Source organism: Amycolatopsis sp. NPDC039088 (assembly GCF_055598845.1).
The window spans coordinates 20,225-45,207 of sequence record NZ_JBVKAE010000012.1; the positions used below are offsets into that span (position 1 = coordinate 20,225).

The window sequence follows — 24,983 nt, forward strand, 5'->3', positions numbered from 1 at the left end:
CAGCGTTGAGCGAGGCACTCAGTTCTCTCGACCAGACCTCGGTGCTCGTCGACCCCGACGAGCACCGAGGCGGGACCGGCACCACGCGGTTCGTCCTCTCCAAGATCGGCGGCGCGCTGGCGAGCCTCGCGCTCGTCGTCGTCCTCGGCTTCTTCCTGTTCCGGACGCTGCCCGGTGATCCCGTGCGGTTCATGGTCCGTGACCGGCCGACGGATCCGGTGCAGATGGCGGAGCTGCGAGAGAAGATGGGCGTGGACAAGCCCCTGCTGCGGCAGTTCTGGGACTACGTCGTCGGCTTGTTCCGCGGCACCATGGGCGATTCCTATCTGCTGAAGCGTCCGGTCATGGACCTGATCGGCGAGCGGCTGTGGCCGACCATTCTGCTCGTCGGCAGCGCGACCGTGCTCGCGATCGCGCTCGGCCTCTGGCTCGGCATTCGCGCGGGCTGGCGCCGGGGGAGCAGGTTCGACAAGGTCCAAACAGGACTCGCGCTGACCCTGTGGTCGGTACCGCAGTTCTGGCTCGGGCTCATGCTGCTCGTCGCGACGAACGGCCTCTTTCCCAGCCGGGGCATGCATTCCCCGGACGCCGAGCCGGGCTTCTTCAGCGAAGGGCTCGACGTCCTCCACCATCTGGTGCTGCCGTGCGTGACCCTGCTGGTGGTGTTCTACGCCCAGTACATGCTGGTCATGCGCTCGTCGTTGATCGGTGAGATGAATTCGGACTACCTCACCACCGCGCGGGCCAAGGGACTGCGGGACGACCTCGTGCGCAAGCGGCACGCGGTTCCCAACGCCCTGCTCCCGACGGTGACGCTGGTGTTCATGCAGTTCGGGATGGTGGTCTCGGGTGCGGTCTCGGTCGAGGCCGTGTTCAGCTGGCCAGGTCTCGGGCAGCTGCTCTACGAAGCGCTTCGCGGCCCGGACCTTCCTGTGCTGCAAGGCGTCTTCGTCACGCTCGCCGGCGCGGTGGTGCTGATGAACCTGCTCGCGGAACTGCTCTACCGCGTGCTCGACCCCAGGGTGCGGACGGCATGACGACAGCGGAAAAACCCGGTTCGATCGTCTGGCGCCGCCGTCGCGCGGCCGTGGCGAAACACTGGCACGAGTTCACCACCAACAAGGCGGGTGTCTTCGGCCTCGCGTTCCTCGCGATCATCACGGTGCTGGCCATCCTCGCGCCGGTGATCTCGGACGAGTCCGGCCTCGACGTCACCAAGGCCACCGGCGGTTCGCTGACCCCGCCCAGCGCGGAGTTCTGGCTCGGTACGGAGATCGACGGCCGCTCGGTGCTGCTGATGACGTTCTGGGGCGCGCGGATCTCGCTGCTCACCGGCTTCTCGGCGGCACTCCTCTCGGTACTGATCGGCACGCTCGTCGGGATCGCGGCCGCGCACTTCAGAGGATGGTCGTCCGCGCTGCTGCTGCGGTTCACCGACTTCTTCCTGGTACTGCCGTCGCTCGTCCTCGCCGTGGCGCTGGCTTCGGTGCTGGAGCAGGGTGCCATGACGGTGATCGTCGCCATCGGCGTCACCGCCTGGCCGAGCACCGCGAGGCTGGTCCGGGCACAGACACTGACGATCGAGGGCCGCCCGTACATCGAGCGCGCGAAGGCGCTCGGCGGCGGTCACCTGCACGTTATCGGCAAGCACGTCTTGCCCGGTGTCATGCCGCTCGTGCTGGCCAACACCACCCTCGTCGTCGGCAACGCGGTCATCGCGGACGCGACGCTGGCCTTCCTCGGTGTCGGCAACCCGAACACCATCTCCTGGGGCACCATGTTGCAGACCGCGCTGAACAACGGCGCGATCAGCAAGGGCGCCTGGTGGAACCTGCTGCCGCCGGGTATCGCGATCGTCGTGATCGTCCTCGCCTTCACCCTCGTCGGACGCGCGCTGGAGACCGTGCTGAACCCGCGCCTGAAGGGACAGCACTCATGAGCCCCTTGCTGGAACTGAAGAACCTCGGTGTCACCTACACGACCGGCAGCGGCGAGGTCGCCGCCGTCCGGGGCGTCGACCTGGTGCTCGAACCCGGCGACACCCTCGGGGTGGCGGGGGAGTCGGGGTCGGGGAAGTCGACCGTCGCGATGAGTGTCCTGCGGCTGCTCCCGCGGTCGGCGAAGATCAGCGGGGAGATCCTGCTGGACGGCGAAGACGTCACGGCCATGAAGTGGGGCAGGCTGCGGGCGGTGCGCTGGGCCGAGGCCTCGGTCGTGTTCCAGGGCGCGATGCACGCGCTCAACCCGGTCCGCAAGATCGGCGAGCAGATCGCCGAGCCGATCCGCCTGCATCCACCGGGTGGAAAGGCGCCCTCGGACGCTGAGATCGAGGCCAGAGTCGCCGAACTGCTCGAACAGGTCGACCTGCCGCCCGGCCGCGCCGGGGCGTACCCGCACGAGCTGTCCGGCGGTCAGAAGCAGCGCGTCATGATCGCGATGGCGCTGGCCTGCTCGCCGCGGCTGATCATCGCGGACGAGCCGACCACCGCACTCGACGTCGTCGTCCAGGCCCAGGTACTCGCCCTGCTCGGCAGGCTGGTCGCCGAGCAGGGGATCGGGCTGATCATGATCAGCCACGACCTGTCGGTGCTCGCCGCGACCTGCCGCCGGATCGCGGTGATGTACGACGGCGAGATCGTCGAAGAACGGCCGAGCGCGGAGTTGATGAACGCGCCGCGGCACGAACACAGCAAGGCGCTGGCGGCCGCGTTCCCGACCGTCGGCGATCCGGCTTCACGGTTCGCGCCCGCCACCAGCACGCCACTGCCGCCGGAGCCGGAACGCGCCGGTGACCAGCCCGCGCTCCTGGAGGCCGAGGACCTGCGCGTCAGCTTCCGCGACCGCACCGGCAAGCGGATCAACGCCGTCGCCGGAGTGAGTCTCCAGGTGCGGAAGGACGAGATCGTCGCGCTGGTCGGCCAGTCCGGCTCCGGTAAGACGACCCTCGCCCGGACGCTGCTCGGGCTGCAGAAACCCGACTCCGGGGCGGTGCGCTACGACGGCAAGCCCGTCCCGCTGGGCGGAGCCGGGCTCAAGGCGTACCGGCGGCAGGTCCAGCTGGTCCTGCAGGACCCGACCAGCGCGCTGAACCCGAACCACACGGTGTACGAGGCCGTCGCGGAAGGCCCACGCATCCACGGCATGGGCGCGAGCGAGCACGAGATCGTCATCAAGGCCCTCGAAGCGGCCGAACTGCGGCCGGCGGAGAAGTTCCTCGACCGGCTCCCGCACGAGTTGTCCGGCGGGCAACGGCAGCGCGTGGTCATCGCGGGCGCGCTCGCGCTGAACCCCGGCGTGGTCGTGGCCGACGAACCGGTGGCGTCGCTCGACGCGTCGGTGCGCGGGGAGATCCTCGCGCTGCTGCTGCGCCTGCGGCGTGAGCTGGGTCTCGCTGGGCTCGTGATCACGCACGACCTGGGGCTGGCGTGGAACATCGCCGACCGGGTCGCGGTCATGTACCGCGGGGAGCTGGTGGAGGTCGGTACCGTGGAAGAGGTCCTGCTGGACCCGAAGCACGAGTACACGAAGTCGCTGCTCGCCGCGTTGCCGGGAGGTACCGCTCAGCGGGCGGCGGCGGACCGCTGACCGACGGGAAACCCGTGTCCAACGCGGGAAATACCCATTGCCGCGCACACGCACAGGCGCGGTGTGTAACCTCCAATCTCGAAATGGTGACCACGACAGACCCCCAGCAGACGCCCTCGGCCGGTTCGCTCGGCGAGCGGCTCCGGGTGCCTTCCCGCTTCCCGTACCGCACGATCGCGATGGGAACCGTGGGCAGCACGCTGCTGATGCTGGCCGCGCTCGGCGCGGGCGGCATCCTCGTCCGTGACCCGATCCTGGGCCACGGGCCCTTGTCGTGGATCCGTTACGGCCACGGCCGTCTCCTGGCCAACGCGATGCTCTACCTCGGCTTCGGGCTGATCATCTGGGCGTGGGTCCGGTTAGGCCGCTACGCGCTCGCCGGCCGGATCGGCAGCCGTCCGATCGTGATCGCGGCGGCCTGCTGGATGGCGCCCCTGCTGGTGTCGCCGCCGCTGTTCACCCGCGACGTCTTCTCCTACCTCGCGCAGGGCGCGCAGCTGCTGAACGGCCTCGATCCATACGCCAACGGCCCGGCCGAACTGGTCGTGCTGCCGGACGTCGTGCAGAACGTGCACCCGCTGTGGCAGACCACGCCCGCGCCGTACGGCCCGCTGTTCCTGCTGGTCGCCAAGGGAATCGTCTCGGTCACCGGCAACGACATGATCGCCGGGGTCATCGCGACCAGGCTCGTGCTGATGATCGGCCTGATCGGCATGCTGTGGTCACTGCCGCGGCTGGTCAAGCATCTCGGCGGCAAGCTGCCGATCACGCTGTGGCTCGCCATCGCCAGCCCGATGACGGTCATCCACCTCGTCGGCGGTCCGCACAACGACCTGCTGATGCTGGGCTTCCTCACCATCGGGGTACTGGCCGCGCTGGAGCGCAAGCACGTCCTCGCGATCGTCCTGGTCACCATCGGCATGCTGATCAAGCCGACCGCCGCCTGGGCACTGCCGTTCCTGGTCTGGGTGTGGGCGAACCACCTGCCCGGCGACCGGAAGGTGGTCAACTTCTTCCGCGCCGGGGCGGCGTCGGTCGGGATCTTCTTGCCGGTGTTCGTCGCGGGAACCTGGATTTCGCTCGGTTCGGTGAACCTCGGCTGGCTCACCGGCCTCAAGGCGCCGACGCTGATCGCGAACTGGATGAACTTCCCGACCGGGATCGGCGAGATCGTCTACTCGCTGGTGAACCTGGTGATCGACGTCGAAGTCTCGCCGTTCGTCACCGTGTTCCGGGCGATCGCGATGATCGGTCTGTTCGTCTTCGCCGGCCGCCAATGGTGGCTCGCGCGCAACGGCGGGAACCCGGCGATCCACCGGATGGCGATCGTCCTGCTGGCCGGCGCGATCGTCCCGCCGCCGTCGCTGCCGTGGTACCTGACCTGGGGTTTCGTGGTCCTTTCTGCCTTCGAGTGGCGCCGCCGTAACCTCGCCGTCGTCGTCGCGGTCTCGGTGTTCGTGACGCTGGTGTACTACCCGACAGGGGAGCAGGCGCTGTACGACTGGTGGTTCATGGCCGGGGTCGTCGCCGCGAGTGTCTACGCGGCCGCCTCGCTGCTGCGGCCGGATCCGCTGGGGATCATCGCCGCTTGGCGGGGGAAGCCGGTGGAGCAGTTCCTGCCCGCGGAGGCCCCTCGCTCCTCCTGATACGCGCCGGTGGCGGACGAGCCGAGGTAGGGCCGGGCCTGATTCTGGAAGCCAGCGGCGCTTCAGTGTCCACAAGGGACCTTGCCGGTCGATTGAGTGTCTGATTGATGCCGCTATGTATGTTTCCGCGTGGGGTCGTGAGTGATAATGAGGGTTAGAACGACCCAAATCACTCTCGACCCCCTCGCGAAACCGTGCAACTCGCCCAAACCGGGCGCAATTGTCTCAAAAAGTGTCCCTATGGACAGTCAAGTGCCGGGTGAGGCCCTTGCGTGAGCCCGCTCCCGTCGGGTCCGCCATGACGCGTTCGCTTACTTTGAGGGGCTCTGAGTCCCTCAAAGTGGCCTCGGATTTTGTGTGCCTACGTCTGGTCGCCAGAGGAGCGGTGATTCGACGGGCCGGCTGATCAAGGGCACCTCGGTCGGGTGCCCGGTGCGAAGCCGAGAGTGGGGGAGCGGGGACGTCCAGCGTCATCCACACTCAAAACGCACCGACCTACTGGTGTGACAACTCCACCAGTAGGTCAACAAGTCAGTGGTCGCCAAGGAGTCCTTCGCGACCCGGGCCATTGCCGGGCTCGCCCGCCGTAGATACCCAGGCCCGTAAAATGTATAACGACCTATACGGCGTGGCAATGGCGTTGTTGCCGTTTCACGGCAACAACGCCAAAGAAAGCTAAGAAGCCCGCCATCCTCGCCAAGTGTGGACGAGAGTGCTCACGACCGCGTGCGGGGGCGGCTGCTCTTCGTACTGCGGATACTTCTCCCGCAGCAGCCGCACCGGCAGCGCCTGCTCGCCGGGATCGGTCAGCACCCTGGCGACCCCGTCGGCCCGCGCCCACCACAGTCCGGCCCAGTCCTCGTCGTAGTGGTCGGTCAAGAAGCTGACCATCGGGTTCTCGGCGATGTTCTTCAGCCGTCGCAGCGCTGTCGTGCTCTTCGGCTTGTGATCGATCGCGAAGGCCACCGAATCCCCTTCGACGACGAAGGTCACCGGGACCAGATGCGGCACGCCGTCCGCCCCCGTCGTCGCCAGCCTCGCGATCCGCTCGCCCTCGAACCGGGCGCGGGCTTCCTCCGGGGACAACCGCATGCCTAGACGCTACGCCGTACCCGGAGCACGTTGTCCGAACGCGTCCCCGGTTGCCCCTCCGGTCCCGGGTGGTCGTGCGTGATCAGATCCTGCAGCTCCACGGTCCATTCACCTTCGGCCAGCGCCAGCGCTTCGAGTACCTCGGCGGGCGTCGGGAAATGGACGTCCTTGTGCGGCGGGTCCTCCATCCAGGTCGGCCAGCCCGCGTGGCCGGCGACCAGCAGCGTGCCGCCGGGTGCGACGGCCTCGGCGGCACGGCGGAGCGCCTTGTCGCGGTCGCCGTTCTCCTCGACGGGGGAGTGGAAGAACTGCGCCGAGACGAGGTCGAACCGCCCCTCCGGGAAGGACACCGCGACATCATGACGCTCCCAGGTGATGCCTTCGACCCCGGCTTCGGCCGCGTGCGCGGAGGCACGATTGAGCGCGGTGTCCGAAATGTCGACGGCGGTGACGCGCCATCCTTGCCGCGCGAGCCAGATCGCGTCGCCGCCTTCGCCGCATCCGAGGTCGAGTGCGGTGCCCGGTGTCAGATCGGCGGCTTCGCGTACCAGCAGCGGGTTCGCTTTCCCGCTCCAGACCTGGTCCTTGTCCCTGTAGAAGTCTTCCCAGAACTGCTGTGTGGAATCCATGTCGGAAACGATGCCCGCGATCTCGCCGAAACCGCCAGTCCTGTTGCTGTTATGGCAAAATCCGCAGCGTTCCCTGGTTCGCGTCGAGGGTGGCCCGCGCGCCGAGGGGGATGGTCGGCGACGCCGGGACATGGCCGAAGCCGAAGTCCCACACCGTCGGCACGCCGAGCGGGCCAAGCCGATCGAGCATCAGGTCTCGGATCGCTTCGGGCTCGCCGCACGCTTTCCACGAGCCCAGTACGACTCCCCGGGCGCCGTCGAGCCAGCCGGATCGCAGCAGCTGGGTCACCATCCGGTCGATCCGGTACACCGGTTCGGTGACGTCTTCCAGCAGCACGATCGCGTCTCGCGCGGAGCCCTGCTCGGGAGTGCCGAGGCCCGAGGCGAGCAGGGAGAGGTTGCCGCCGATGAGCGTGCCGGTCGCGGTACCCGGCACCAGTGGCGACGCCGTCGGCGAGGTGATCGTCCGTACCTCGTCCGGTTCGAACAACGACAGCCGCAGGTGTTCGGCGGCCACCGCGTCGAACAGGGTGGTCGCGGGCAAGGGGGAGAACAGGGTTTCCAGTCCCAAGTGGACATTCACCGCCCGGTGCAGCGCGGTCACGTCGCTGGATCCCGCGAACATCTTCGGACCGGCTGCCCGCAGCGCCGTCCAGTCGACCAGGTCGAGCATCCGCTGGGAGCCGTAGCCGCCGCGGGCGGCGAGCACGCACGTCACGCCTGGATCCAGCCACGCCCGCGTGAACTCGGCGGCCCGCGCCTCGTCGGAGGCGGAGAGATAGCCGTCGCGGACCGCGCGCACGCACTCGCCGACGCTGACCTCGACACCCCAGCCGCGCAACACCGGCAACGCCTTCTCGACGAGATCCGGCGGCACCGGACCCGCGGGGGCGACCAAGGCGATCGTGTCACCCGGCCGCGTCTTCGGCGGCCTCACCGGCTCAGCCGCAGTTTCGGCACGCCGGGGGTTTCGAAGCCGAGGACCTGACCGTAGAAGGACAACTCCGCTTCAAGCGCGGCCACGATCGTCTCCGCCTTCCGGAAACCGTGCTGCTCACCCTCGAACCTCAGGTAGGCGTGGTCGATGCCCCGACCGGCCAGTCCGGCCACGAACCGGTCCGCCTGCTCGGGCGGGCAGATCTCGTCCTCCACGCCCTGCAGGAACAGCAGCGGTCCGGCGACCGTGCCGGCGTTGTGGATGGGGGAGCGATCCCGGTAGCGCTGCTCGGTCTCCGGCAGCGGTCCGATCAGCCCGTCGAGGTAGCGGGACTCGAAGTCGTGTGTCTCGCCGCCGTCACCGGTCCACTGGTAGAGGTCGAGGATCGGGTACATCACGGTGCCCGCGCGGTAGGTGGTCGTGGTGGTCAGCGACGCGGCGGAGGTGTACCCGCCCGCGCTGCCGCCGCGGATAGCCAGCCTGTCGCGGTCGACGGTGCCTTCGGCGGCGAGGGCCTCGGCGACGGCGACGCAATCCGCGACGTCGACGACACCCCACTGTTCACGAAGCCGTTCGCGATAGGCCCGCCCGTAGCCGGTAGAACCGCCGTAGTTCACCGTGACGACGGCGAGGCCGCGGCTGGTGAAGTAGGCGATCTCGAAGTCGAGTACCGCGCTGTCGCGGCCGGTCGGCCCGCCGTGCGGATAGACCAGCAGCGGCGGTCGTTCGCCGTCCGGCGCGGCGAAGTCGGCGTTCGCGGGCAAGTAGACGAAGGCGGGGACCCGGTCGCCGTCGCCGGTCTTGAAGATCCGCTCCACGGGTGCCGAGAGGTAGTCCGGCGACGGCGGTTCGGGTGCCGACGCGAGTTCGGTCATCGTGCCGCCCTCGAGATCGACCTTCACCACGGCGCCTTCACGGTCCGGTCCGGCCGCGACGCCGACGACGCCACCGTCGTGGACCGCGAAACCGTTGGTGGACCACGCGGTCAGGCCGGCGGCCGCCGCCACCGGCGTCACGTCCCGTGTCGCCTCGTCGAGGACGGCGAGCTTGCCCGACGCGATGACGGCGAACCGGCCGTCGCCGAGCGGGGTGAACCAGCGCGCACCGAGTTTCCACATCGCGCCGCCGATCTCCTCTTCGGCGGGCGCGAGATTCGTGACGCCGCCGTCGAGTCCGACGCGGTGCAGATTCCACCAGCCGTCGGGATCCAGCAGCGCCAGCAGGCTGTCGGCGGATTCCCATTCGACCTGGCAGACGGCGACGTCGGCCGCGCCGGCGAGCACACGGTGGGGTCCGAACGTGCCGTCCTCGCCGACGTCGGCGACGCAGAGTTCCGTGCCGTCCCATGGCATCGCGGGATGGTTCCAGCCGATCCACGCCGCCCGCGCGCCGTCGGGCGACAGTTGCGGCGCGGTGAGGAAGTGATGGCTCGCGGACAGGACCCGTTCCGGGCCGCCGTCGAGGGGGAGCGCGATGAGGTCCCTGTCGATGTCGACGCGCCTGGGGCCGGTGCTGCGTTCGCGGACCAGCCACACCTCGCCGGTGCGGCCGGGCCGGAGATCGCTGTAGCGGATCCCGTGCCGGGTCGCGGGTTCCGGCGTCAGGGGAGTGGTCTCGCCGGTGGTGAGATCGCGGCGGTAGACCCGCTGATCCGCCCAGTGGGTGAACACGAGGACGTCGCCGTCCACCAGCCAGGGGCGGCCGCCGTACTCGTGCACGCGGTTCCGGACGTTCCACGGAGCGGGAAGGACGTCTTCGACCGTGCCGTCCGCGCGTGCTCGCACGAGGGTGACGCGGCCGCCGTCACCGGTGCGCGGTTCGGCCCACCAGACCTCGTCGCCGACCGTCGCGAGCCATTGCGCGTTGACTCCCGAGGCGGCGACATCGGCGGCCGACAGGGGGGATGTCCAGGTGCCGTAAGGGGCGATCTCAACCACAGCTGAAGACTAGGATCGCCGCTTTGTCCGGGGTGGCCCGGGGCACACCCACGACCTGGCGATCCGTCGCGCCGTTCGCCCACGGCTGAACGGTGGGGCGGCGGATGCCGATCATGTGGCCGTGGCCTAGGGTCAAAGGTGCCATGTCTCGCGTAATCCACGTCTTCCGCCAGCCCGACCGGTTCGTCGCCGGAACCGTCGGTGAGCCCGGCGACCGCACCTTCTACCTCCAAGCGTCCGAGGACGTCCGCACGATCAGTGTGACGATCGAAAAACAGCAGGTCGTGGTCTTGGCCGAAAGGCTCGGCTCGCTGCTGGAAGAGGTCGCCAGCCGGTTCGGCGCGGACGTACCGGACGACGCGCCCGACGAGCTGCTCGACGTCGACCCCCTGACCGTTCCGGTCGAGGAGGAGTTCCGCGTCGGCACGATGGGTCTCGGCTGGGACGCCGAGAGCAGCGCCGTCGTCATCGAACTGCTCGCGATGACGGAGGGGGAGGTGGACGAAACGGTCGTTCTGGACGACACCGAAGAGGGGCCGGACGCGGTCCGTGTCTTCCTGAGCCCCGGCGCGGCGCGGGCGTTCGCCGAACGTGCCGACCGGGTGGTCAACGCCGGCCGTAAACCGTGCCCGCTGTGCGCCGAGCCGCTCGACCCGGCGGGGCATATCTGCCCGCGGCAGAACGGGTACCGGCGCGACGTCGACGTCCTCGAGGACTGACCAGGTGGCGGAGACTTCGCGGGAGCTGGTGACACGCGGCAAGATCGACGTCGAAGGCAGGCTGGTCGACGCCTCCAATGTCACGCTCTTCTGCAAGATCGAGCTCGACGGTGTGACCGGCAACGTCGTGTACAAGCCGGTGTCGGGTGAACGGCCGCTGTGGGACTTCCCGGACGGGACGCTCGCGGGCCGCGAGGTCGCGACGGCCATGGTCTCCGAAGCCGCCGGGCTCGGCGCGATCCCGCCGACGGTGCTGCGTGACGGACCGTTCGGGCCGGGCATGGTCCAGCTGTGGATCGAGACCACCGAGGAGGAATTGGTCGACGTCCGGTCCCCGGAGAGCCTGCCGGAGGACTGGCGCGTCGTGCTGCACGCGCACGATCGCGACGGCGAGCCCGCGGTGCTCGCGCACGCGGATCGGCCGGGGATGCGGGAACTGGCCGTGCTCGACATCGTGGTCAACAACACCGACCGCAAGGGCGGGCACGTGCTCGCCGGCGCGGACGGCCGCATCTACGGGGTGGACCACGGGATCTGCCTGCACACCGACCCGAAGCTGCGGACGGTGCTGTGGGGCTGGATCGGTGAGTCGCTCACGGAGACCGAGATCGGCAAGCTGCGCGGGCTGCGCGAGCAGATCGACGGCGAACTCGGCGAGGCGCTGAGCGAGCATCTCACCGGTTTCGAGATCCGTGCCTTGGCCGAACGTGCCGATCTGCTTCTGGCGGAGGGCGTGTTCCCGGAACCGGGTGACGACTGGCGCGCCATCCCGTGGCCGCTGTTCTGACCGACTGATCACTGGGGGGCGATGTGACCGAGGTGCTGGACGACGAGGCTCGCGCGCGTTTGGTCGCGCGCTTCGGTGACGGCGTCAAAACGTGGTGTGACGAGCTGCCCGCCGTCGTCGCGAAGCTGGCGGAACAGTGGGGTCTCACCGTCGTCGACGCGAAGCCGGGCAATACCGGCCGCACCCTGATCTGCACTGGGGACGACGGTGCCAAGAAGGTCCTGAAGCTGACCCCGGATCGCGCGATCGCCGAGTCCGAGGCTGCCGCGCTGCGCGCCTGGGACGGCTGTTCGCGGGTCGTGCAGGTCCTCGCCACCGAACTCGCCGACGGCGCGATCCTGCTGGAAGGCATCGATCCCGGGACCCAGTTGCTGGAGTCGGGTGCGAACGTTCCGTGGGCCGAGGTCGGCGACCTGATGACGCAGATCCACTCCGTGACCCCTCCGGCCGGTTTTTCGACACTCGAAGACCGCGTCGTCTTCATGTACGGGCTCGCCGAGCGAGGGCTGCGCGGGTCCGTCGCCGAAGCCACGCTGCCGATGGAGGCCCTCGACCGGGCCCGGCGGCGCGCCCTTGCCCTCGCGACCGACGGGGGAGGGAACTCGCTCGTGCACGGCGACCTGCATCCGGGCAACGTCCTCGACGGCGGGCCCGGCCGTGGCGCGGTCGCCATCGACCCGCGCCCGAGCGTCGGTGACCCGGCCTTCGACCTCGCCGATTGGGTCACCTTGCCGATGAGCGACGGCGGCACGCTCGAAGACGGGTTCGACGCCATCGCGCCGCACCTGCCCGGATTCGACGCGGAGCGGGTCCGGGGGTGGTGCGTCGCGCTTTCCCCGCTGTTCGTGATCCGGCCGCTTCAGCGTGGTGAACGGACCCCGTTCGTCGAAGCGATGCTGTCATTCTGGTGGTGAACCTGAGTCCGCGATCGACTCCGGTCAGGCGACGGATGGCAGCCTGACCGGCGTGGCGGGGCGACGTCGGCACCGGGCGCCGATAGCGTCGTCCGCCGTGCGCTCTCATTCGTATGACGACGTGCTGTCCGGGCCGCGCAAGCGGAAGATCCCCGAGGTGCCCGCCGAACCGGGACTCGTGGTCGAGGACCCGGCCAGCGGGTATTGCGGCGCCGTGGTGAAGATCGAGTACGGCAACGTCGTACTGGAGGACCGGCACGGCAGGCACCGTGTGTTCCCGCTGAACCCGGCGGGTTTCCTGCTCGAGGGCAAACCCGTCACGCTCGTGCCGGCGAAGGCCGCTCCGAAGACCCCGGCGCGGCGGATCTCCGCGTCCGGGTCGGTCCAGGTCCAGGGGCTCAAGGCGCGGGTCGCGCGCGATTCGCGGATCTGGGTCGAGGGCAAGCACGACGCCGAACTCGTCGAGCGGGTCTGGGGTCACGACCTCCGGGTCGAAGGCGTCGTGGTGGAACCACTCGATGGTGTGGACGTGCTGTCGGACCGCATCGGCGAGTTCGGCACCGGTCCCGGCCGTCGTCTCGGGGTGCTGGTCGATCACCTCGTCGCGGGCAGCAAGGAGTCCCGGATCGTCGACGGGATCCGCGACGAGAACGTGCTGATCACCGGGCATCCGTACATCGACATCTGGGAGGCCGTGAAGCCGTCGGTCGTCGGCATCCGCGCCTGGCCGAAGATCCCGCGTGGCACGGAATGGAAACAGGGCGTCTGCGCCGCGCTGGGCTGGGGCGAGCCGTACGAGGGCTGGCAGCGGGTCCTGGCGGCGGTCGGCGGCTACCGGGATCTGGAAACGCCGCTGATCGGAGCGGTGGAGCGGCTCATCGACTTCGTCTCCGATCCCGGCGAGGAGTCCTGAATGACCGGTTTGCGCGAGGTCACTCAAGGTCACGCGTCGGTCACGTCGGTTTCGCTTCTCCGGTATGAATCGGCGCGATCTGGGAGCATGAACGCATGACAGGCGCTCTCATCTGGCTGATCGCCGGGATCCTCTTGATCATCGCCGAGCTGCTCTCGGGTGACCTGTTCCTGCTCATGGTCGGCGCCGGAGCCCTGCTGGGGGCCGGTTCCGCCGCGCTGACCGGGAACCCTTTCATCGACGTCGCGGTGTTCGCCGTCGCGTCGATCGGGATGCTGGCCCTCGTCCGGCCCGCCCTCAAACGCCGGTTCCTCGCGGGACCGGACATCAAGACCAACACCGAGGCGCTGATCGGCGCGCGAGCGGTAGTAGTGTCCACAGTGGACATCGAAGCCGGGCAGGTGAAGCTGGCGGGTGACGTCTGGTCGGCCAGGGCCATGACCGAAGGGGAACCGATCGCCCCTGGGACATCGGTGACCGTCGTCGAGATCTCGGGCGCCACGGCGGTCGTGTCCGCCGAGCTGTGAGCCGGACGGCTGAACAGCAAAGGGTTTCTACGTAAGGGGAAGGTAGTTGTCAGAGACAGTGGTGTTCATCGTTGTCGGGCTGCTCGCGTTGTTCGTGGTCGTCGTCGTGGTCAAGGCGATCATGGTGGTGCCTCAGGCGCAGTCCGCTGTGATCGAACGGCTGGGCCGGTTCCGGACGGTGGCTTCTCCCGGCCTGACGTTTCTGGTGCCCTTCCTGGACAAGGTGCGGGCGCGGATCGACCTCCGCGAGCAGGTCGTCTCGTTCCCGCCCCAGCCGGTGATCACGGAGGACAACCTGACCGTGTCCATCGACACGGTCGTGTACTTCCAGGTGACCGATTCGCGGGCGGCGGTCTACGAGATCTCGAACTACATCGTCGGTGTCGAGCAGTTGACCACCACGACGCTGCGAAACGTCGTCGGTGGCATGAGCCTCGAGCAGACCCTGACCTCGCGTGACTCGATCAACAGCCAGCTGCGCGGCGTACTCGACGAGGCCACCGGCCGCTGGGGCATCCGTGTCGCGCGAGTCGAACTGAAGGCGATCGACCCGCCGCCCTCCATCCAGGACTCGATGGAGAAGCAGATGCGCGCCGACCGTGAGAAGCGCGCGATGATCCTGACCGCCGAAGGTCAGCGTGAATCGGCGATCAAGACCGCGGAAGGTCAGAAGCAGAGCCAGATCCTCGCGGCCGAAGGTGCCAAGCAGGCCGCGATCCTGAGCGCGGAGGCCGAGCGGCAGTCGCGGATCCTGCGGGCACAGGGTGAACGTGCCGCCCGGTATCTGCAGGCGCAGGGTCAGGCGAAGGCGATCGAGAAGGTCTTCGCGGCGATCAAGGCCGGACGTCCCACCCCCGAGGTTCTCGCGTACCAGTACCTGCAGACCCTGCCGCAGATGGCGCAGGGCGACGCGAACAAGGTCTGGATGATCCCGAGCGACTACGGCAAGGCGCTGGAAGGTTTCGCGCGCGCACTCGGCGCCCCCGGCGACGACGGCGTGTTCCGCTACGAGCCGCCGAAGGAAGAGCCTGTCGAGAAGCCGGACCTGGAGGACGAAGAAGTCCAGGGCTGGTTCGACACCTCCAGCGACCCGAAGGTCGCCGAGGCCGTCGCGGCGGCGGAAGCCGTGGCACGCAAGGAGGTTCCGGCGCTGGGTGTCGCGACGCCGCGACAGGAGCCGCCGGCTCCTCGGCCGATTCCGAAGGCTTTTCCCACTCCGGAGCCGGAGGCCGCCCCGGAACAGCAACAGCAGCAGACGCCGCCGCCTTCGCAGTTGCCGCAGCCTCAGCCGCCCGCCGCTCCGCAGGGAGGCCCGTACCAGGGCCCTCCGGGACAGGCGCCGGGTGGCAGCGGCCCGTTCCCGCAGCAGGGTCCGTTCGGCGGTCCGCCGCAGCGCTGATCTGATTCGACAGAGGGCCGTCCCGGTCGGGGCGGCCCTTTTTCGTGGGGTTTTGCCTCGAAGAGAGTCTTCAACGGTACTGGACCTCCAGCGCGCTGGAGGTTGCATAGTGCCGGTCATGAGGCGAACTGGATTCGACGTGCGGGGGTTTCTCGACGAGCGCGAGCGGCCCGCCAGCGTCGCCACCACCACGAAACGCGGCAATACCGCCTTGGCGACGATGTGGTTCGTGGCCGAGGAGAACCGGCTGTGGTTCCATACGCCCGCGACCTTCGCCCCGCCGGACGACGTCCAGGTGCGCCTGACCGGACCGGCGAGAATCGAACACAAGGATCTGGAACGGGTCCGCCGCATCTACGAGCGCGACGTTCCGGAATGGACAGGGTCCTGGGCTGCCCACGCGGCGGCACCGGACGCGCTGCTGTGGTCCATGTCCCCGGAACGCGGGATGGCGGTGGAGTACCCCGGACTGGAAAACACACCGGTGGTTCGCTGGTCCAGCATCGGCGAGTACGCCCGGATCAGCGCCTGAACGAAGTGGCCATGCCCGCGCATACCCCGTCCGTGTCGCCCGGAACCGCACGCGATTGGACGCTTCGGCAACCGGGTACCCGGGGAGATCAACATGACCACTGGCGCGAGGAGGATGCCGCATGCGGCGGACGGACCCGGAGACCAGGGACGTGCTGGGCGTCCCCTTCCCCAAGCCGATGCGCACGATGGGCCGGGTCGCGCGGGGGCTGGCCGGACTGGCGCTCGTGCCGTTCGAGGGGGTCCCCGGCCGAGGTCCGCGGCGGGCGGTCTGGGCGTGTCCCGGCAGGCTCTACATCGAGACGCACGGTGTCAAAGGTCCGGACGGTGCCCGTGTCGCCCGGCGGGTCGAGCGGGCGTTGTCGGAGATCCCCGGGGTGCGGTGGGCGCAGGTGAACGCGCCGACGTCGCGGGTGGTCGTGGCGGTCGGGGAGCCCGCGCCCCGGCGGGTGGATCTGGTTCGCGCGGTCGAACGGGCCGAGTCGGAGCCCTCTTGTGAGGCCGAGCGGATCGAGGAGGACGAACTCCACCATCCGGCCGACGGAGCGCGCGCGACGCGGCTTCCCTCCATGATCGCCGCCGACGCCGCCGGCCTGGTGCTCTCGGCGGCCGCGAAACTGATGCCATGGGCGCCGTTGCCGACGGAGGTGGCCGCACTGGCCTCGCTTGTCGATCTGCATCCGCGGCTGCGCGCGCTGGCGAACCGCAAGCTTCGCGGGCACGAGCGGGCGGATTCGGCCACGTCGATCGGGGCGGCGCTGGCACACGGTTTGGCGGCCCGGAGCGAGGGCACGGTGCTGGACATCATGGTCCGGAGCACCCAGTGGCGAGAGGCCAAGGCCCACAAGCGTGCCTGGTGCGAGGCGGAGTCCCGGCTGGTGCGGCAACGTGATCACGCCGGCGCGGATCCGGTGGTGGGTGAACGACCCCGGCCGCTCCCGGAAGGGGCCGCGGATCGTTACGCCCGCCGGTCCATCGCGGCCGGGGCGGCGGCGGCCGCGGCGACCCTGCCGTTCGCCGGCCCGCGACGTGCCGCCGCGGTCGGGATTTCGGCCATGCCGAAGGCGCCGTCGAATGGCGCGGCCGCCTTTTCCGCTCAACTGGGCCAAGTTCTCGCCAGGCGGGGCGCGCTGGTGATGGACCGCTCCGTGCTGCGGAGGCTGGATCTGCTCGACACGCTGGTCATCGACACGGCGGCACTCGGTGCCGGGGTGAACGTGCTCAGCGATCTGGTTCCTTTGCCGGGCAGCGAACCGGTGGAGATGACCGCCGCCGCCTTCGCCTTGTTCGACGAAGAGAAGCCACAGGTGGTCCGGCGCGACGGCGATTGGGTCCTCGGTCCGGTCGACGATCTGGACCTCGACGGGCGCAAGGGAACACGGGAACGGCAGCGGTTGCTGGACCAGGGCGCGCCCCTCGTGCTGGGCCTTGCCCGTGACGGGCGGCTGCAGGGCCTGCTGGCCGTCACGGAAGAACTCTCGCCGGAGGTCGACGCCCTGTCATCGGCGGCCGAGTCGGCCGGTATGCGGGTGGTGTGCAGCGATGGCGGTCAAGGAGTGCTCGACGGCGTCCGCGAACTCCAGGCCGACGGGCGCGTGGTCATGCTCGTCTCCGGTGACCGGCGGGCTCTGGGCGCGGCCGACTGCGGGATCGGCGTCCACGACGAGGGAACCCCGCCACCGTGGGGCGCCCACGTGCTGATCGAGCGGGACATCGACACGGCCATCCTGCTCGTCGAAGCGATCACCGCGGCCAAGACGGTCGTGCGCGACTCCACGCTGTTCGCCACCGTGGCGAGCGGTATCGGCGGGGTCACCGCCCTCAGCGCCCGGCGCAAACCGGCCGCGAGCGGCCTTCGCGCGGTCAACGCGGGCGCGCTCATGGCCTTCAGCGACGGCATCTGGCGGGCACGGAACCTCACCGGCACGCGGAAAGCGGCTCCAGCGGGCCGCGTCGCGCCGCCATGGCATCTGATGCCGGCGGACCTCGTCCTCGACCGGCTCGGCTCAGACCCGCGTGGTCTCGGCGAACACGAGGCGCGACGGCGCGCTCCCGCGAATCGCGTCGGGGGAGCAGGCGGTGCCGGCACCAGTATCGCCAAGGCGTTCCTCGCCGAGCTTTCCAATCCGCTGACTCCGGTGCTGGCGGGCGGCGCGGCCGTGTCCGCCGCGGTGGGTTCCCCGGTCGACGCCGCGTTGGTCGCCGGGATCGTCGGGGTGTCCGCGTTGATCGGCAGCGTGCAGCAGGTCCACACCGAACGCGCGCTGGCCGGGCTCTTCGAGCGGTCCGCCACGGTGACCACCGTCGTGCGGGACGGTACGGAGCAGCGCGTCGTCGCCGACGATCTGGTGCGCGGCGACATCGTCTCGCTGCGTTCCGGTGACGTCGTACCCGCGGACTGCCGGGTGCTCGAGGCCACCGGCGCGGAACTCGACGAATCGTCGCTCACCGGCGAATCGTTGCCGGTGGCCAAGGATCCGTCCCCGGTGGTGGCCGCGGACATCGCCGACCGGGCCTCGATGCTCTACGAAGGCACCGTGGTCGCCGCGGGGAAGGTGACCGCCGTGGTCGTCGCGACCGGCGATCAGACCGAGGTCGGCCGCGGCTTGGCCGCGGCACGGGGCGCCGCACCCGAGACCGGCGTCGAAACCCGGCTCGCGTCGCTCACCAAACAGGCGCTGCCGGTCGCGGTCGGCTCGGCGGCCGCCGTCGCGGGCGCGGGCCTGATCCGCGGTGTGCCGCTGCGCGAAAGTCTCGGCGCCGCGGTGAATCTCGCGGTCGCGTCGGTGCCGGAAGGCTTGCCGTTCCTGGTCAACGCGGCGCAGCTGGCCGCGGCCCGCAGGCTCGCCGACCACGGCGCGCTGGTCCGCAATCCGCGCACCATCGAGGCGCTCGGCCGGGTCGACGTCCTCTGCTTCGACAAGACCGGCACCCTCACCGAAGGAAGGCTCAGCGTCACCCGGATCGACGACGGGCACAGCAGCGTCGCCGTGTCGCGGCTCGGGAAGAGCCATCGCGCGGTGCTGACCGCCGCCGTGCGCGCGACACCCCGGGCGGAGAACCCGGAGGAACTGCCGCATCACACGGATCAGGCCGTCCTCGAAGGCGGCCTCGCCGCGGGTGTGGCCGCGGGCGGCTGGGAGAAGACGGACGCGATCCCGTTCGAGCCGTCCCGAGGGTTCCACGCCACCAACGGCCGGCTCGGCGACGGCAATCTGTTGTGTGTCAAGGGCGCGCCGGAGGTCGTCGTGCCACGGTGCACCAGGCACGGCGGCAAGCCGATCGGCACCGGAACCCGGAAACGGCTGGAAAAGCGGATGGAGCGGCTGGCCGCCTCCGGACATCGCGTACTCGCCGTCGCCGAGCGGACCGTGTCCACAAAGGACATTTCCGAGGACGACGTCGTCGATCTCCACCTGCTCGGCTTCGTCGCACTGGCGGATCCGGTGCGCGACAGTGCCGCCCCCGCCGCGGAGACGCTGCGCGAGGCCGGGGTGCGGACGGTGATGATCACCGGGGACCATCCTGCCACCGGGGAAGCCGTCTCCGAGGAGATCACCGGCCGCAACGGCGACACCAAGGTGCTCACCGGCGCCCGGATCGAAGAACTCGGCGACGCCGAACTCGATGCCGAACTCGCCGACGTCGACGTGATCGCCCGGTGCAGCCCGGCGCAGAAGGTGCGGATCATCCAGGCGTACCAGCGTGGTGGCCGGGTCGTCGCGATGACCGGTGACGGAGCGAACGACGCACCCGCCATCCGGCTCGCCGACGTCGGGATCGCGCTCGGGCAACGGGGCACACCCGCGGCGAGGGCGGCCGCGGATCTGGTGGTCACCGACGACCGGCTGGAGACGATCGTCGCCGCGCTGATCGAAGGCCGGGCGATGTGGGCGTCGGTGCGGGAAGCGCTCGGCATCCTGCTCGGCGGGAATCTGGGGGAGATCGCGTTCACCGTGCTCGGGTCCGCCGTCACCGGACGGTCTCCGCTCACCGCCCGTCAGCTGCTGCTGATGAACCTGCTCACGGATCTGGCGCCCGCGCTGGCCATCGCGCTGAGCAGGCCGGATCGCGAGGCGGTGCCGGAACTGCTCCGGGAGGGGCCCAGTGCCTCGCTCGGCGACGCCCTCCGGCGCGACATCACCACGCGGGCGGTCACCACGACGCTGGGGGCGACCACGGCGTGGACTCTGGCCAGGTTGACCGGCAGGCGCCGGCGTGCGAGCACCGTCGCGCTCGCCTCGCTCATCGGAACGCAGCTCGGGCAGACGCTGGTGATCGGCGGACGTGACGGCACCGTGCTGGCCGCGGGTCTGGGGTCCGCGGCCCTGCTGGCGGTCCTGATCCAGACGCCCGGCGTCAGCCAGTTCTTCGGCTGCACCCCGCTCGGGCCGATCGGATGGGGGATCGCGCTGGGCAGCGCCGGTGCGGCGAGCGCCGTCGGGCTGCTGGTCGGTCATCCACGCATTTAGTCCTCTAAATGCATTCGGTCCGCCGGACCGGGTCTCGACACCGGGTCTAGGATCCCCGCTTGTGACGGACGAGAAACCGCTCCGAGCCGATGCCCGCCGTAACCGGACCCGGGTGCTGGAGGCCGCGGAGCGCGTCTTCACGGCCAAAGGCACCAGCGCGCCGACCGAAGAGGTCGCCCGCGAGGCAGGCGTCGGGGTCGGCACGGTGTTCCGGCACTTCCCGACGAAGGAAGCCCTGCTGGAGGCTGTTCTCTTCGCGCGGCTTCACCGCTTCGCCGACGAAGCAGAGGCGACGGTGGCCGCGGACTCGCCCGACCCGGGCACCGCGTTCTTCGGCTTCCTGACCGGCTGGATCGAGATGTCCGGCGCCAAGAACGCCTACTTCGAGGCCCTGTCTGCGGCCGGGGTCACCGTTCCGGCCACGGGCGCGGTGATCGGCGCCCGCCTGAAGGACGCGCTGGGCGTCCTGCTCGGCCGCGCGCAGGACGCGGGCGCCGTCCGCAAGGACCTCATCGTCGACGAGCTGATCCCGGTGATCATCGGGACGGCGAAGGCCGCCGAATACGCCGGTCCCGACTTGCGGAACCGAACGATCTGCCTCCTCTTCGACGGGCTTCGGCCGCGTCAGGCGTAAGGATCCATCGTCGGGCGCTTCGGTGTGAGAGCGTCGCCGGAGGACTCACCGCGCAGCCTGCGCCTGATCCACGGGACGGCGTGTTCCTTGCCCCATTGGAGGTTCTCCGTACGCCGAGCCTGCGGGCTCAGCACCGGCCGCGGTCCGAGCTCCGCGGGCGTGAGCTTGTGCGGCTCGCCGAGCGCGTCCAGCACGGCAATGGCGATCTCGTTGTGCCCCAACGAGTTCAGGTGCAGACGGTCGGGAGCCCACAGCCGCCGGTCCCGCAACTGACGCATCGCCCACATGTCCACCAGCAGCGCCCCGTGCCGCGCGGCGATACCGCGAACGTGCTCGTTGTAGATCGCGACGCGACCCCGGATCCTGCGGAACAGCGCGTCCTCGACCCCGTCGACGCCGGTGAACAGGACGACGCGTGCTCCGGAGGCGACGATCTCGCCCACCGCGACGTCGTAGTCTTCGCACAGGGCGTCGATGTCGACCTTCGGCCGCATCAGATCGTTGCCGCCGGCGTAGAACGTCACGAGGTCCGGGTTCAGCGCGAGCGCCGGTGAGAGCTGCTCGGTGAGGACCTGTCCGAGGAGCTTGCCGCGGATCGCGAGGTTGGCGTAGCGGAAGCCGGTGTGGTTACCCGCGAGCTGACCGGCGACGCGGTCGGCCCAGCCTCGGACGCCGTTGGGGGACGACGGGTCCTCGTCGCCCACGCCTTCGGTGAAGGAATCGCCGAGACTGACTAAGCGCTTGGTCATACCCTCGATGCTACCGAGGGGCACGATCCACTGGGCAGGAACCCGGCTCCAGTGGGTGACGCCGCCGAAGCCACCGTGCAGCCGGGGACGCGGCAAGGGGCGCCGACGTCCCCGGCGTCGTCCACTGGCCTGGACTGCGCCTTTGTCTTATGTGCGTGCTCCTGCCACCGACGGTGGCACTAGGCCTTGGCCCAGCGTTGACCGGCGCCGGTGGTACAGGTCGCCACGTTCACGACCGAACCGTTGCCGGTCCCGCCTGCGACCTCGAGACAAAGTCCACTTTGGACCGCGCTGATCGTGCCGTTGGTGTTGACGCTCCATTGCTGGTTCGCGCCGCCGTGGCAGTCCCAGATCTGCACCCGGGTGCCGGAGGTGGCGTTCGTCGGTACGTCGAGGCATTTACCCAGCACCTGCAGAGCCTGGTTGTTCTGGCTGAACTGCTGGTTGGTGGCCGTGTGGCAGTCCCAGACGATCATCTGGGAGCCGTTGGCCGAGTTCGCGCCGTTGACGTCGAGGCATCGGCCGGAGGACTCACCCCGGAGCCGGAACGTCGTCGGGGTCGGCGTCGTGCCTCCGGTGAAGAACTTCCACACCTCTGCCGAAGTCCAGGTGCGCCAGCCGTCGCCACCACTGTCGATGGGACCGGGGGTGTGACCGCCGTCGAAGGCGGCCCAGACGACCGGATAGCCGGCGCGGCACCCCGAGTAGGTGGTGATGATGTGGGTCCGGCTGCCCGCCGCGGGTTCCCGTGGGCTCTGCGGGGTGCAGCCGTTGTTCCTGACGAACGTGTCGCGAAGTCCGCGGCCGAGGGAGATGTTGAGCACCGAGTCGGAGACGCCGTGAATCCCCATGTAAGCGATGGGCTGGCTGCCGCCGGCGCACCCGCTGAGCTGCGCGCCGGAGTAGACCGCGACCGCGCGGAACAGGGGTGCCCTGGCACAGGCGATCGCGTAACTCATGCCGCCGCCGTAGCTGAAGCCCAGCGCGAAACGTTGTGCCGTGTCGACACAGAGGTCGTTCTCGATCAGCTTGATCAGGTCGTCGGTGAGGGTCACGTCCTCCCCGCCCGAGTTGGCCCAGCCGTTGCCGAAACCTTGCGGCGCGACGAAGATCGCGCTGTTCTCCGCGAGCCTCCGCTGGCCGTAGTAGGACCAGTTGAAGCCGTCGGTTCCGCCCGAGTCGACGTCGTTGGCGGTCCCGCCCCGCCAGTGGTATCCGAAGATCAACCGGTACTGGCGGGTGTTGGAGTAGTTGTCGGGCAGCCGCAGGATGAAATTGCGGGTCTTGCCGCTGCTCTGGATCGTCTGGGGACCGCTGCGCAGCGTGGGTGCCTTGCCGCAGCCGGCGGACGCGGCGAGGGTGCCGGGATCGGCGGGCCGCGCCGGGGCGGCGGCCGCCGCGGTGGAACCGGCGAGGATCAGGGCGGCGGTGGCGATCGGTGCCCACCACCAGCGGTGTGGGCGGGCTCGTTTCCTCATGGGTGCGCTCCTGTTCTGTACTGGGTTACCGGGTCGGGTCAGACGGCGGCGATGGCCCAGTGGTTGTTGGGGCTGCTGTTCGGTGCCCACATCGCCACGCCGGAGCCCGCGGTGGAATCGCCGAGGCTGTCGAGCGCGGTACCCGTGCCGCGGTTGATCACCTGATGGCGGCCGCCGCCGACACCGTTGAGGCGCCATTGCTGGTTGGCTCCGCCGTTCCAGGCGGCCTGCTGGCAGGCGGCGCCGTTGGCGCTGTTGCCCCAGCTGTCGGCGACCATCCCGTTCGTACGGTTGACAATGCGGAACCATTCACCGCCCAGCGGCACCAGTTGCCACTGCAGGTTGCCGCTGCCGTCCCAGTTCCATTGCTTGAGCCGCGATCCCGAGGCGACGTTCCCGCCGCTGTCCAGTGCGAGTCCGGTGGCGGCGTTGGTGATCCGCGACCACCCGGTGGGGACGGGCGCGGCACCCAATGCCGGGATCTGCCCGGAGAAGGTCAGCTTGACCACGTACGCCGGGGCGGCGAAGGGGGCGCTCGCCGACGGCATCGAGATGTGCAGTCCCGCGCCGTTCTGGTTACGGGTGGGCAGGTCGAGGTACGTCCCGGCCGTGGAGCCGAGCAGCCGCACGGAAGCCAGGGAGCTCAGGTCGATCCGGCCGGAGTCGAGGGTGGTGATGCTCAGGGTGCTGCCGGGCCAGCCCATCACGGTGGCGTACAGCACCGTGTTGTCCTTGCCGCGGGTGAACCGGATGTCCCGGTTGGTGCCCGCCCTCGGCTGGACGAAGGAACCGCCGCCCATCTGGGTGGGTCCCTCGCCGTAGGCCGTCCAGGCCCGGGTGGCGTAGACGGATTCGCCGAACCGGTTGAGGTAGTCGCCGATGCCCAGCAGGATCGCGCGCTGGCCGGCGGGGATGGTCCCGTCCGCCATCGGCGCGATGTTCAGCAACATGTTGCCGTTCTTGCTGACCCTGTCGAGCAGCGAGTGCAGCATGGCGTTCAGCGAGTAGTAGCCGATGCCGACGGTGTAACACCAGCTGGAGCTCGAGATGCTGTCATCGGTCAGCCAGAAGGGGTGCTGGATGTCCGCGGGGCCGCCGCGTTCGAAGTCGAACACCGACCCGCGGTTGTTCAGGCCGTCCTTGTAGGTGCTGACCACGTCCTTGTTCCACGCGACCGCCCGGTTGAAGTAGTGCGCGAGGAAGTTCAGCCGCTGTGCCTCGTCGACCTGGGGAAGGTTGAAGTCCTGCCAGACGATGTCGGGCTGGTAGCCGTCGATGACCTCTTTCAGCTTGTCGAACCACAGTTGGTTCTCCGGCGCCCTGCCGAGCTGGCCGTACAGCTTGCGCAGGCTCGGATCCGACTGCGCCGGGACCCGGTCGTAGAAACCGGTGAAGTTGTACGCGTGATGCAGTGACACCACGAACTTCAGCCCTTTGGCCCGGATCGCGGCGGCATGGAGCCCCACCAGGTCCAGTTTGGGGCCGGTACGTACCGAGTTCCATTCGTTGACGGCGCTGTTCCACATCGAATAGCCGTCGTGGTGTTCGGCGACCGGTCCGGCGAACCTGGCACCGGCGTCGGCGAACAGCTGTGCCCATTCGCCGGGGTCGAAATTGCCGCCCGCGGATTTCAGCCTCGGCGCGAACTGGACCCAGTTCCCCGCCTTGTCCCGCGCTCCGTTGATGAAGTTGTGGTACGGCCACGCCGACGGATCCCCGTACGTGGCGATGTGATGGCGGTTCTCGTTGGACCCGCCGATGTACATGTTGCGTGGATACCATTCGTTGCCGAACGCCGGGACGCTGAACACTCCCCAGTGGAAGTAGATGCCGAACTTGGCGTCCTGGAACCACTCGGGCGCGGGCGGATGCTGGTCGACCGACGGCCACGTCGGCGTGTAGCTGCTCGGCCCTTCGGTGGCCCACACCGTTCCGGCTCGCAGCAGTCCGGCGGCGGCGGTGAATCCACTCAGGGCGAGCACCCGGCGACGGGTGAACCGGCTTGAGGACAAGGACATGGCACGACCCCCTTCG

20 protein-coding genes are annotated in these 24,983 nt (G+C 69.5%); 13 read left to right on the forward strand and 7 right to left on the reverse strand.

Translation table 11 applies throughout. The features are described 5' to 3' along the window. Positions 1–5 precede the first annotated feature (5 nt). From ACZ7KI_RS17265 to mptB, 4 genes are all read left to right on the forward strand, one after another. Positions 6–1,037: an ABC transporter permease gene (locus ACZ7KI_RS17265; RefSeq protein WP_470274103.1), complete on the forward strand. Its 1,032-nt coding sequence runs from the start codon at positions 6–8 to the stop codon at positions 1,035–1,037. Next, positions 1,034–1,939 (forward strand): ABC transporter permease, encoded by a 906-nt coding sequence (locus ACZ7KI_RS17270; RefSeq protein WP_470274104.1) that lies wholly within the window; start codon positions 1,034–1,036, stop codon positions 1,937–1,939. Before ACZ7KI_RS17265 ends, ACZ7KI_RS17270 begins: the two co-directional genes overlap by 4 nt. Beyond that, entirely contained in the window at positions 1,936–3,585 is a 1,650-nt protein-coding gene (gene nikE, locus ACZ7KI_RS17275; RefSeq protein ID WP_470274105.1) for a nickel ABC transporter ATP-binding protein NikE, read from the forward strand. Before ACZ7KI_RS17270 ends, nikE begins: the two co-directional genes overlap by 4 nt. A gap of 83 nt (positions 3,586–3,668) precedes the next feature. After that, positions 3,669–5,231: a polyprenol phosphomannose-dependent alpha 1,6 mannosyltransferase MptB gene (gene mptB, locus ACZ7KI_RS17280; protein WP_470274106.1), complete on the forward strand. Its 1,563-nt coding sequence runs from the start codon at positions 3,669–3,671 to the stop codon at positions 5,229–5,231. Positions 5,232–5,906: 675 nt separating this feature from the next. On the opposite strand, the gene ACZ7KI_RS17285 is transcribed toward mptB, so the two are convergent. The 4 genes from ACZ7KI_RS17285 to ACZ7KI_RS17300 are packed head-to-tail and all read right to left on the reverse strand — an operon-like array spanning position 5,907 to position 9,826. Beyond that, positions 5,907–6,323, reverse strand: coding sequence for a TIGR03668 family PPOX class F420-dependent oxidoreductase (locus ACZ7KI_RS17285; protein WP_470274107.1), 417 nt, complete (start codon positions 6,321–6,323; stop codon positions 5,907–5,909). 2 nt (positions 6,324–6,325) lie between these two features. Next, positions 6,326–6,952, reverse strand: a complete 627-nt coding sequence (locus tag ACZ7KI_RS17290; protein ID WP_470274108.1) for a class I SAM-dependent methyltransferase — start codon at positions 6,950–6,952, stop codon at positions 6,326–6,328. Positions 6,953–7,001: 49 nt separating this feature from the next. Beyond that, positions 7,002–7,889 (reverse strand): S66 peptidase family protein, encoded by an 888-nt coding sequence (locus ACZ7KI_RS17295; protein WP_470274109.1) that lies wholly within the window; start codon positions 7,887–7,889, stop codon positions 7,002–7,004. Then, positions 7,886–9,826 (reverse strand): S9 family peptidase, encoded by a 1,941-nt coding sequence (locus ACZ7KI_RS17300; RefSeq protein ID WP_470274110.1) that lies wholly within the window; start codon positions 9,824–9,826, stop codon positions 7,886–7,888. Before ACZ7KI_RS17300 ends, ACZ7KI_RS17295 begins: the two co-directional genes overlap by 4 nt. 143 nt (positions 9,827–9,969) lie before the next feature. Between ACZ7KI_RS17300 and ACZ7KI_RS17305 the strand changes: the two genes are divergently transcribed. The 9 genes from ACZ7KI_RS17305 to ACZ7KI_RS17345 all read left to right on the forward strand — a co-directional run bounded on the left by ACZ7KI_RS17305 (position 9,970) and on the right by ACZ7KI_RS17345 (position 20,722). Further along, positions 9,970–10,545: a DUF3090 domain-containing protein gene (locus ACZ7KI_RS17305; RefSeq protein ID WP_125678033.1), complete on the forward strand. Its 576-nt coding sequence runs from the start codon at positions 9,970–9,972 to the stop codon at positions 10,543–10,545. Between the two features lie 4 nt (positions 10,546–10,549). Beyond that, complete coding sequence (locus tag ACZ7KI_RS17310) at positions 10,550–11,332, forward strand: SCO1664 family protein (RefSeq protein WP_470274111.1); 783 nt, start codon at positions 10,550–10,552, stop codon at positions 11,330–11,332. Between the two features lie 23 nt (positions 11,333–11,355). After that, positions 11,356–12,246 (forward strand): aminoglycoside phosphotransferase family protein, encoded by an 891-nt coding sequence (locus ACZ7KI_RS17315; RefSeq protein WP_470274112.1) that lies wholly within the window; start codon positions 11,356–11,358, stop codon positions 12,244–12,246. A 97-nt stretch (positions 12,247–12,343) separates the two neighbouring features. Next, entirely contained in the window at positions 12,344–13,159 is an 816-nt protein-coding gene (locus ACZ7KI_RS17320; protein ID WP_470274113.1) for a DUF3097 domain-containing protein, read from the forward strand. 95 nt (positions 13,160–13,254) lie between these two features. After that, a complete protein-coding gene (locus tag ACZ7KI_RS17325) occupies positions 13,255–13,686 on the forward strand; it encodes an NfeD family protein (protein ID WP_470274114.1) in 432 nt (143 codons plus the stop codon). A 58-nt stretch (positions 13,687–13,744) separates the two neighbouring features. Then, positions 13,745–15,085 carry an SPFH domain-containing protein gene (locus tag ACZ7KI_RS17330; RefSeq protein WP_470274285.1) on the forward strand — a complete coding sequence of 447 codons (1,341 nt, stop codon included), beginning with the start codon at positions 13,745–13,747 and terminating at the stop codon, positions 15,083–15,085. 118 nt (positions 15,086–15,203) lie between these two features. Continuing rightward, entirely contained in the window at positions 15,204–15,617 is a 414-nt protein-coding gene (locus ACZ7KI_RS17335) for a pyridoxamine 5'-phosphate oxidase family protein (protein WP_470274115.1), read from the forward strand. Between the two features lie 121 nt (positions 15,618–15,738). After that, positions 15,739–20,088 (forward strand): HAD-IC family P-type ATPase, encoded by a 4,350-nt coding sequence (locus ACZ7KI_RS17340; RefSeq protein ID WP_470274116.1) that lies wholly within the window; start codon positions 15,739–15,741, stop codon positions 20,086–20,088. 61 nt (positions 20,089–20,149) lie between these two features. Next, positions 20,150–20,722, forward strand: coding sequence for a TetR/AcrR family transcriptional regulator (locus tag ACZ7KI_RS17345; RefSeq protein WP_470274117.1), 573 nt, complete (start codon positions 20,150–20,152; stop codon positions 20,720–20,722). On the opposite strand, the gene ACZ7KI_RS17350 is transcribed toward ACZ7KI_RS17345, so the two are convergent. From ACZ7KI_RS17350 to ACZ7KI_RS17360, 3 genes are all read right to left on the reverse strand, one after another. Then, a complete protein-coding gene (locus tag ACZ7KI_RS17350; RefSeq protein WP_470274118.1) occupies positions 20,713–21,471 on the reverse strand; it encodes an SGNH/GDSL hydrolase family protein in 759 nt (252 codons plus the stop codon). The two genes, ACZ7KI_RS17345 and ACZ7KI_RS17350, sit on opposite strands and share 10 nt — an antisense overlap. A gap of 179 nt (positions 21,472–21,650) precedes the next feature. Beyond that, on the reverse strand, positions 21,651–22,949 hold the full coding sequence (locus ACZ7KI_RS17355; RefSeq protein WP_470274119.1) for a ricin-type beta-trefoil lectin domain protein: 1,299 nt from the start codon (positions 22,947–22,949) through the stop codon (positions 21,651–21,653). A gap of 38 nt (positions 22,950–22,987) precedes the next feature. Further along, on the reverse strand, positions 22,988–24,967 hold the full coding sequence (locus ACZ7KI_RS17360; protein WP_470274120.1) for an alpha-L-fucosidase: 1,980 nt from the start codon (positions 24,965–24,967) through the stop codon (positions 22,988–22,990). Between the last annotated feature and the right edge of the window lie 16 nt (positions 24,968–24,983).

Coding starts and splice junctions, on each gene's coding strand:
- ACZ7KI_RS17270 (WP_470274104.1), top strand. CDS start 1,034: ATGACGACAGCGGAAAAACCCGGTTCGATCGTCTGGCGCCGCCGTCGC.
- nikE (WP_470274105.1), top strand. CDS start 1,936: ATGAGCCCCTTGCTGGAACTGAAGAACCTCGGTGTCACCTACACGACC.
- mptB (WP_470274106.1), top strand. CDS start 3,669: ATGGTGACCACGACAGACCCCCAGCAGACGCCCTCGGCCGGTTCGCTC.
- ACZ7KI_RS17285 (WP_470274107.1), bottom strand. CDS start 6,323: ATGCGGTTGTCCCCGGAGGAAGCCCGCGCCCGGTTCGAGGGCGAGCGG.
- ACZ7KI_RS17290 (WP_470274108.1), bottom strand. CDS start 6,952: ATGGATTCCACACAGCAGTTCTGGGAAGACTTCTACAGGGACAAGGAC.
- ACZ7KI_RS17305 (WP_125678033.1), top strand. CDS start 9,970: ATGTCTCGCGTAATCCACGTCTTCCGCCAGCCCGACCGGTTCGTCGCC.
- ACZ7KI_RS17325 (WP_470274114.1), top strand. CDS start 13,255: ATGACAGGCGCTCTCATCTGGCTGATCGCCGGGATCCTCTTGATCATC.
- ACZ7KI_RS17335 (WP_470274115.1), top strand. CDS start 15,204: ATGAGGCGAACTGGATTCGACGTGCGGGGGTTTCTCGACGAGCGCGAG.
- ACZ7KI_RS17340 (WP_470274116.1), top strand. CDS start 15,739: ATGCGGCGGACGGACCCGGAGACCAGGGACGTGCTGGGCGTCCCCTTC.
- ACZ7KI_RS17350 (WP_470274118.1), bottom strand. CDS start 21,471: ATGACCAAGCGCTTAGTCAGTCTCGGCGATTCCTTCACCGAAGGCGTG.
- ACZ7KI_RS17355 (WP_470274119.1), bottom strand. CDS start 22,949: ATGAGGAAACGAGCCCGCCCACACCGCTGGTGGTGGGCACCGATCGCC.
- ACZ7KI_RS17360 (WP_470274120.1), bottom strand. CDS start 24,967: ATGTCCTTGTCCTCAAGCCGGTTCACCCGTCGCCGGGTGCTCGCCCTG.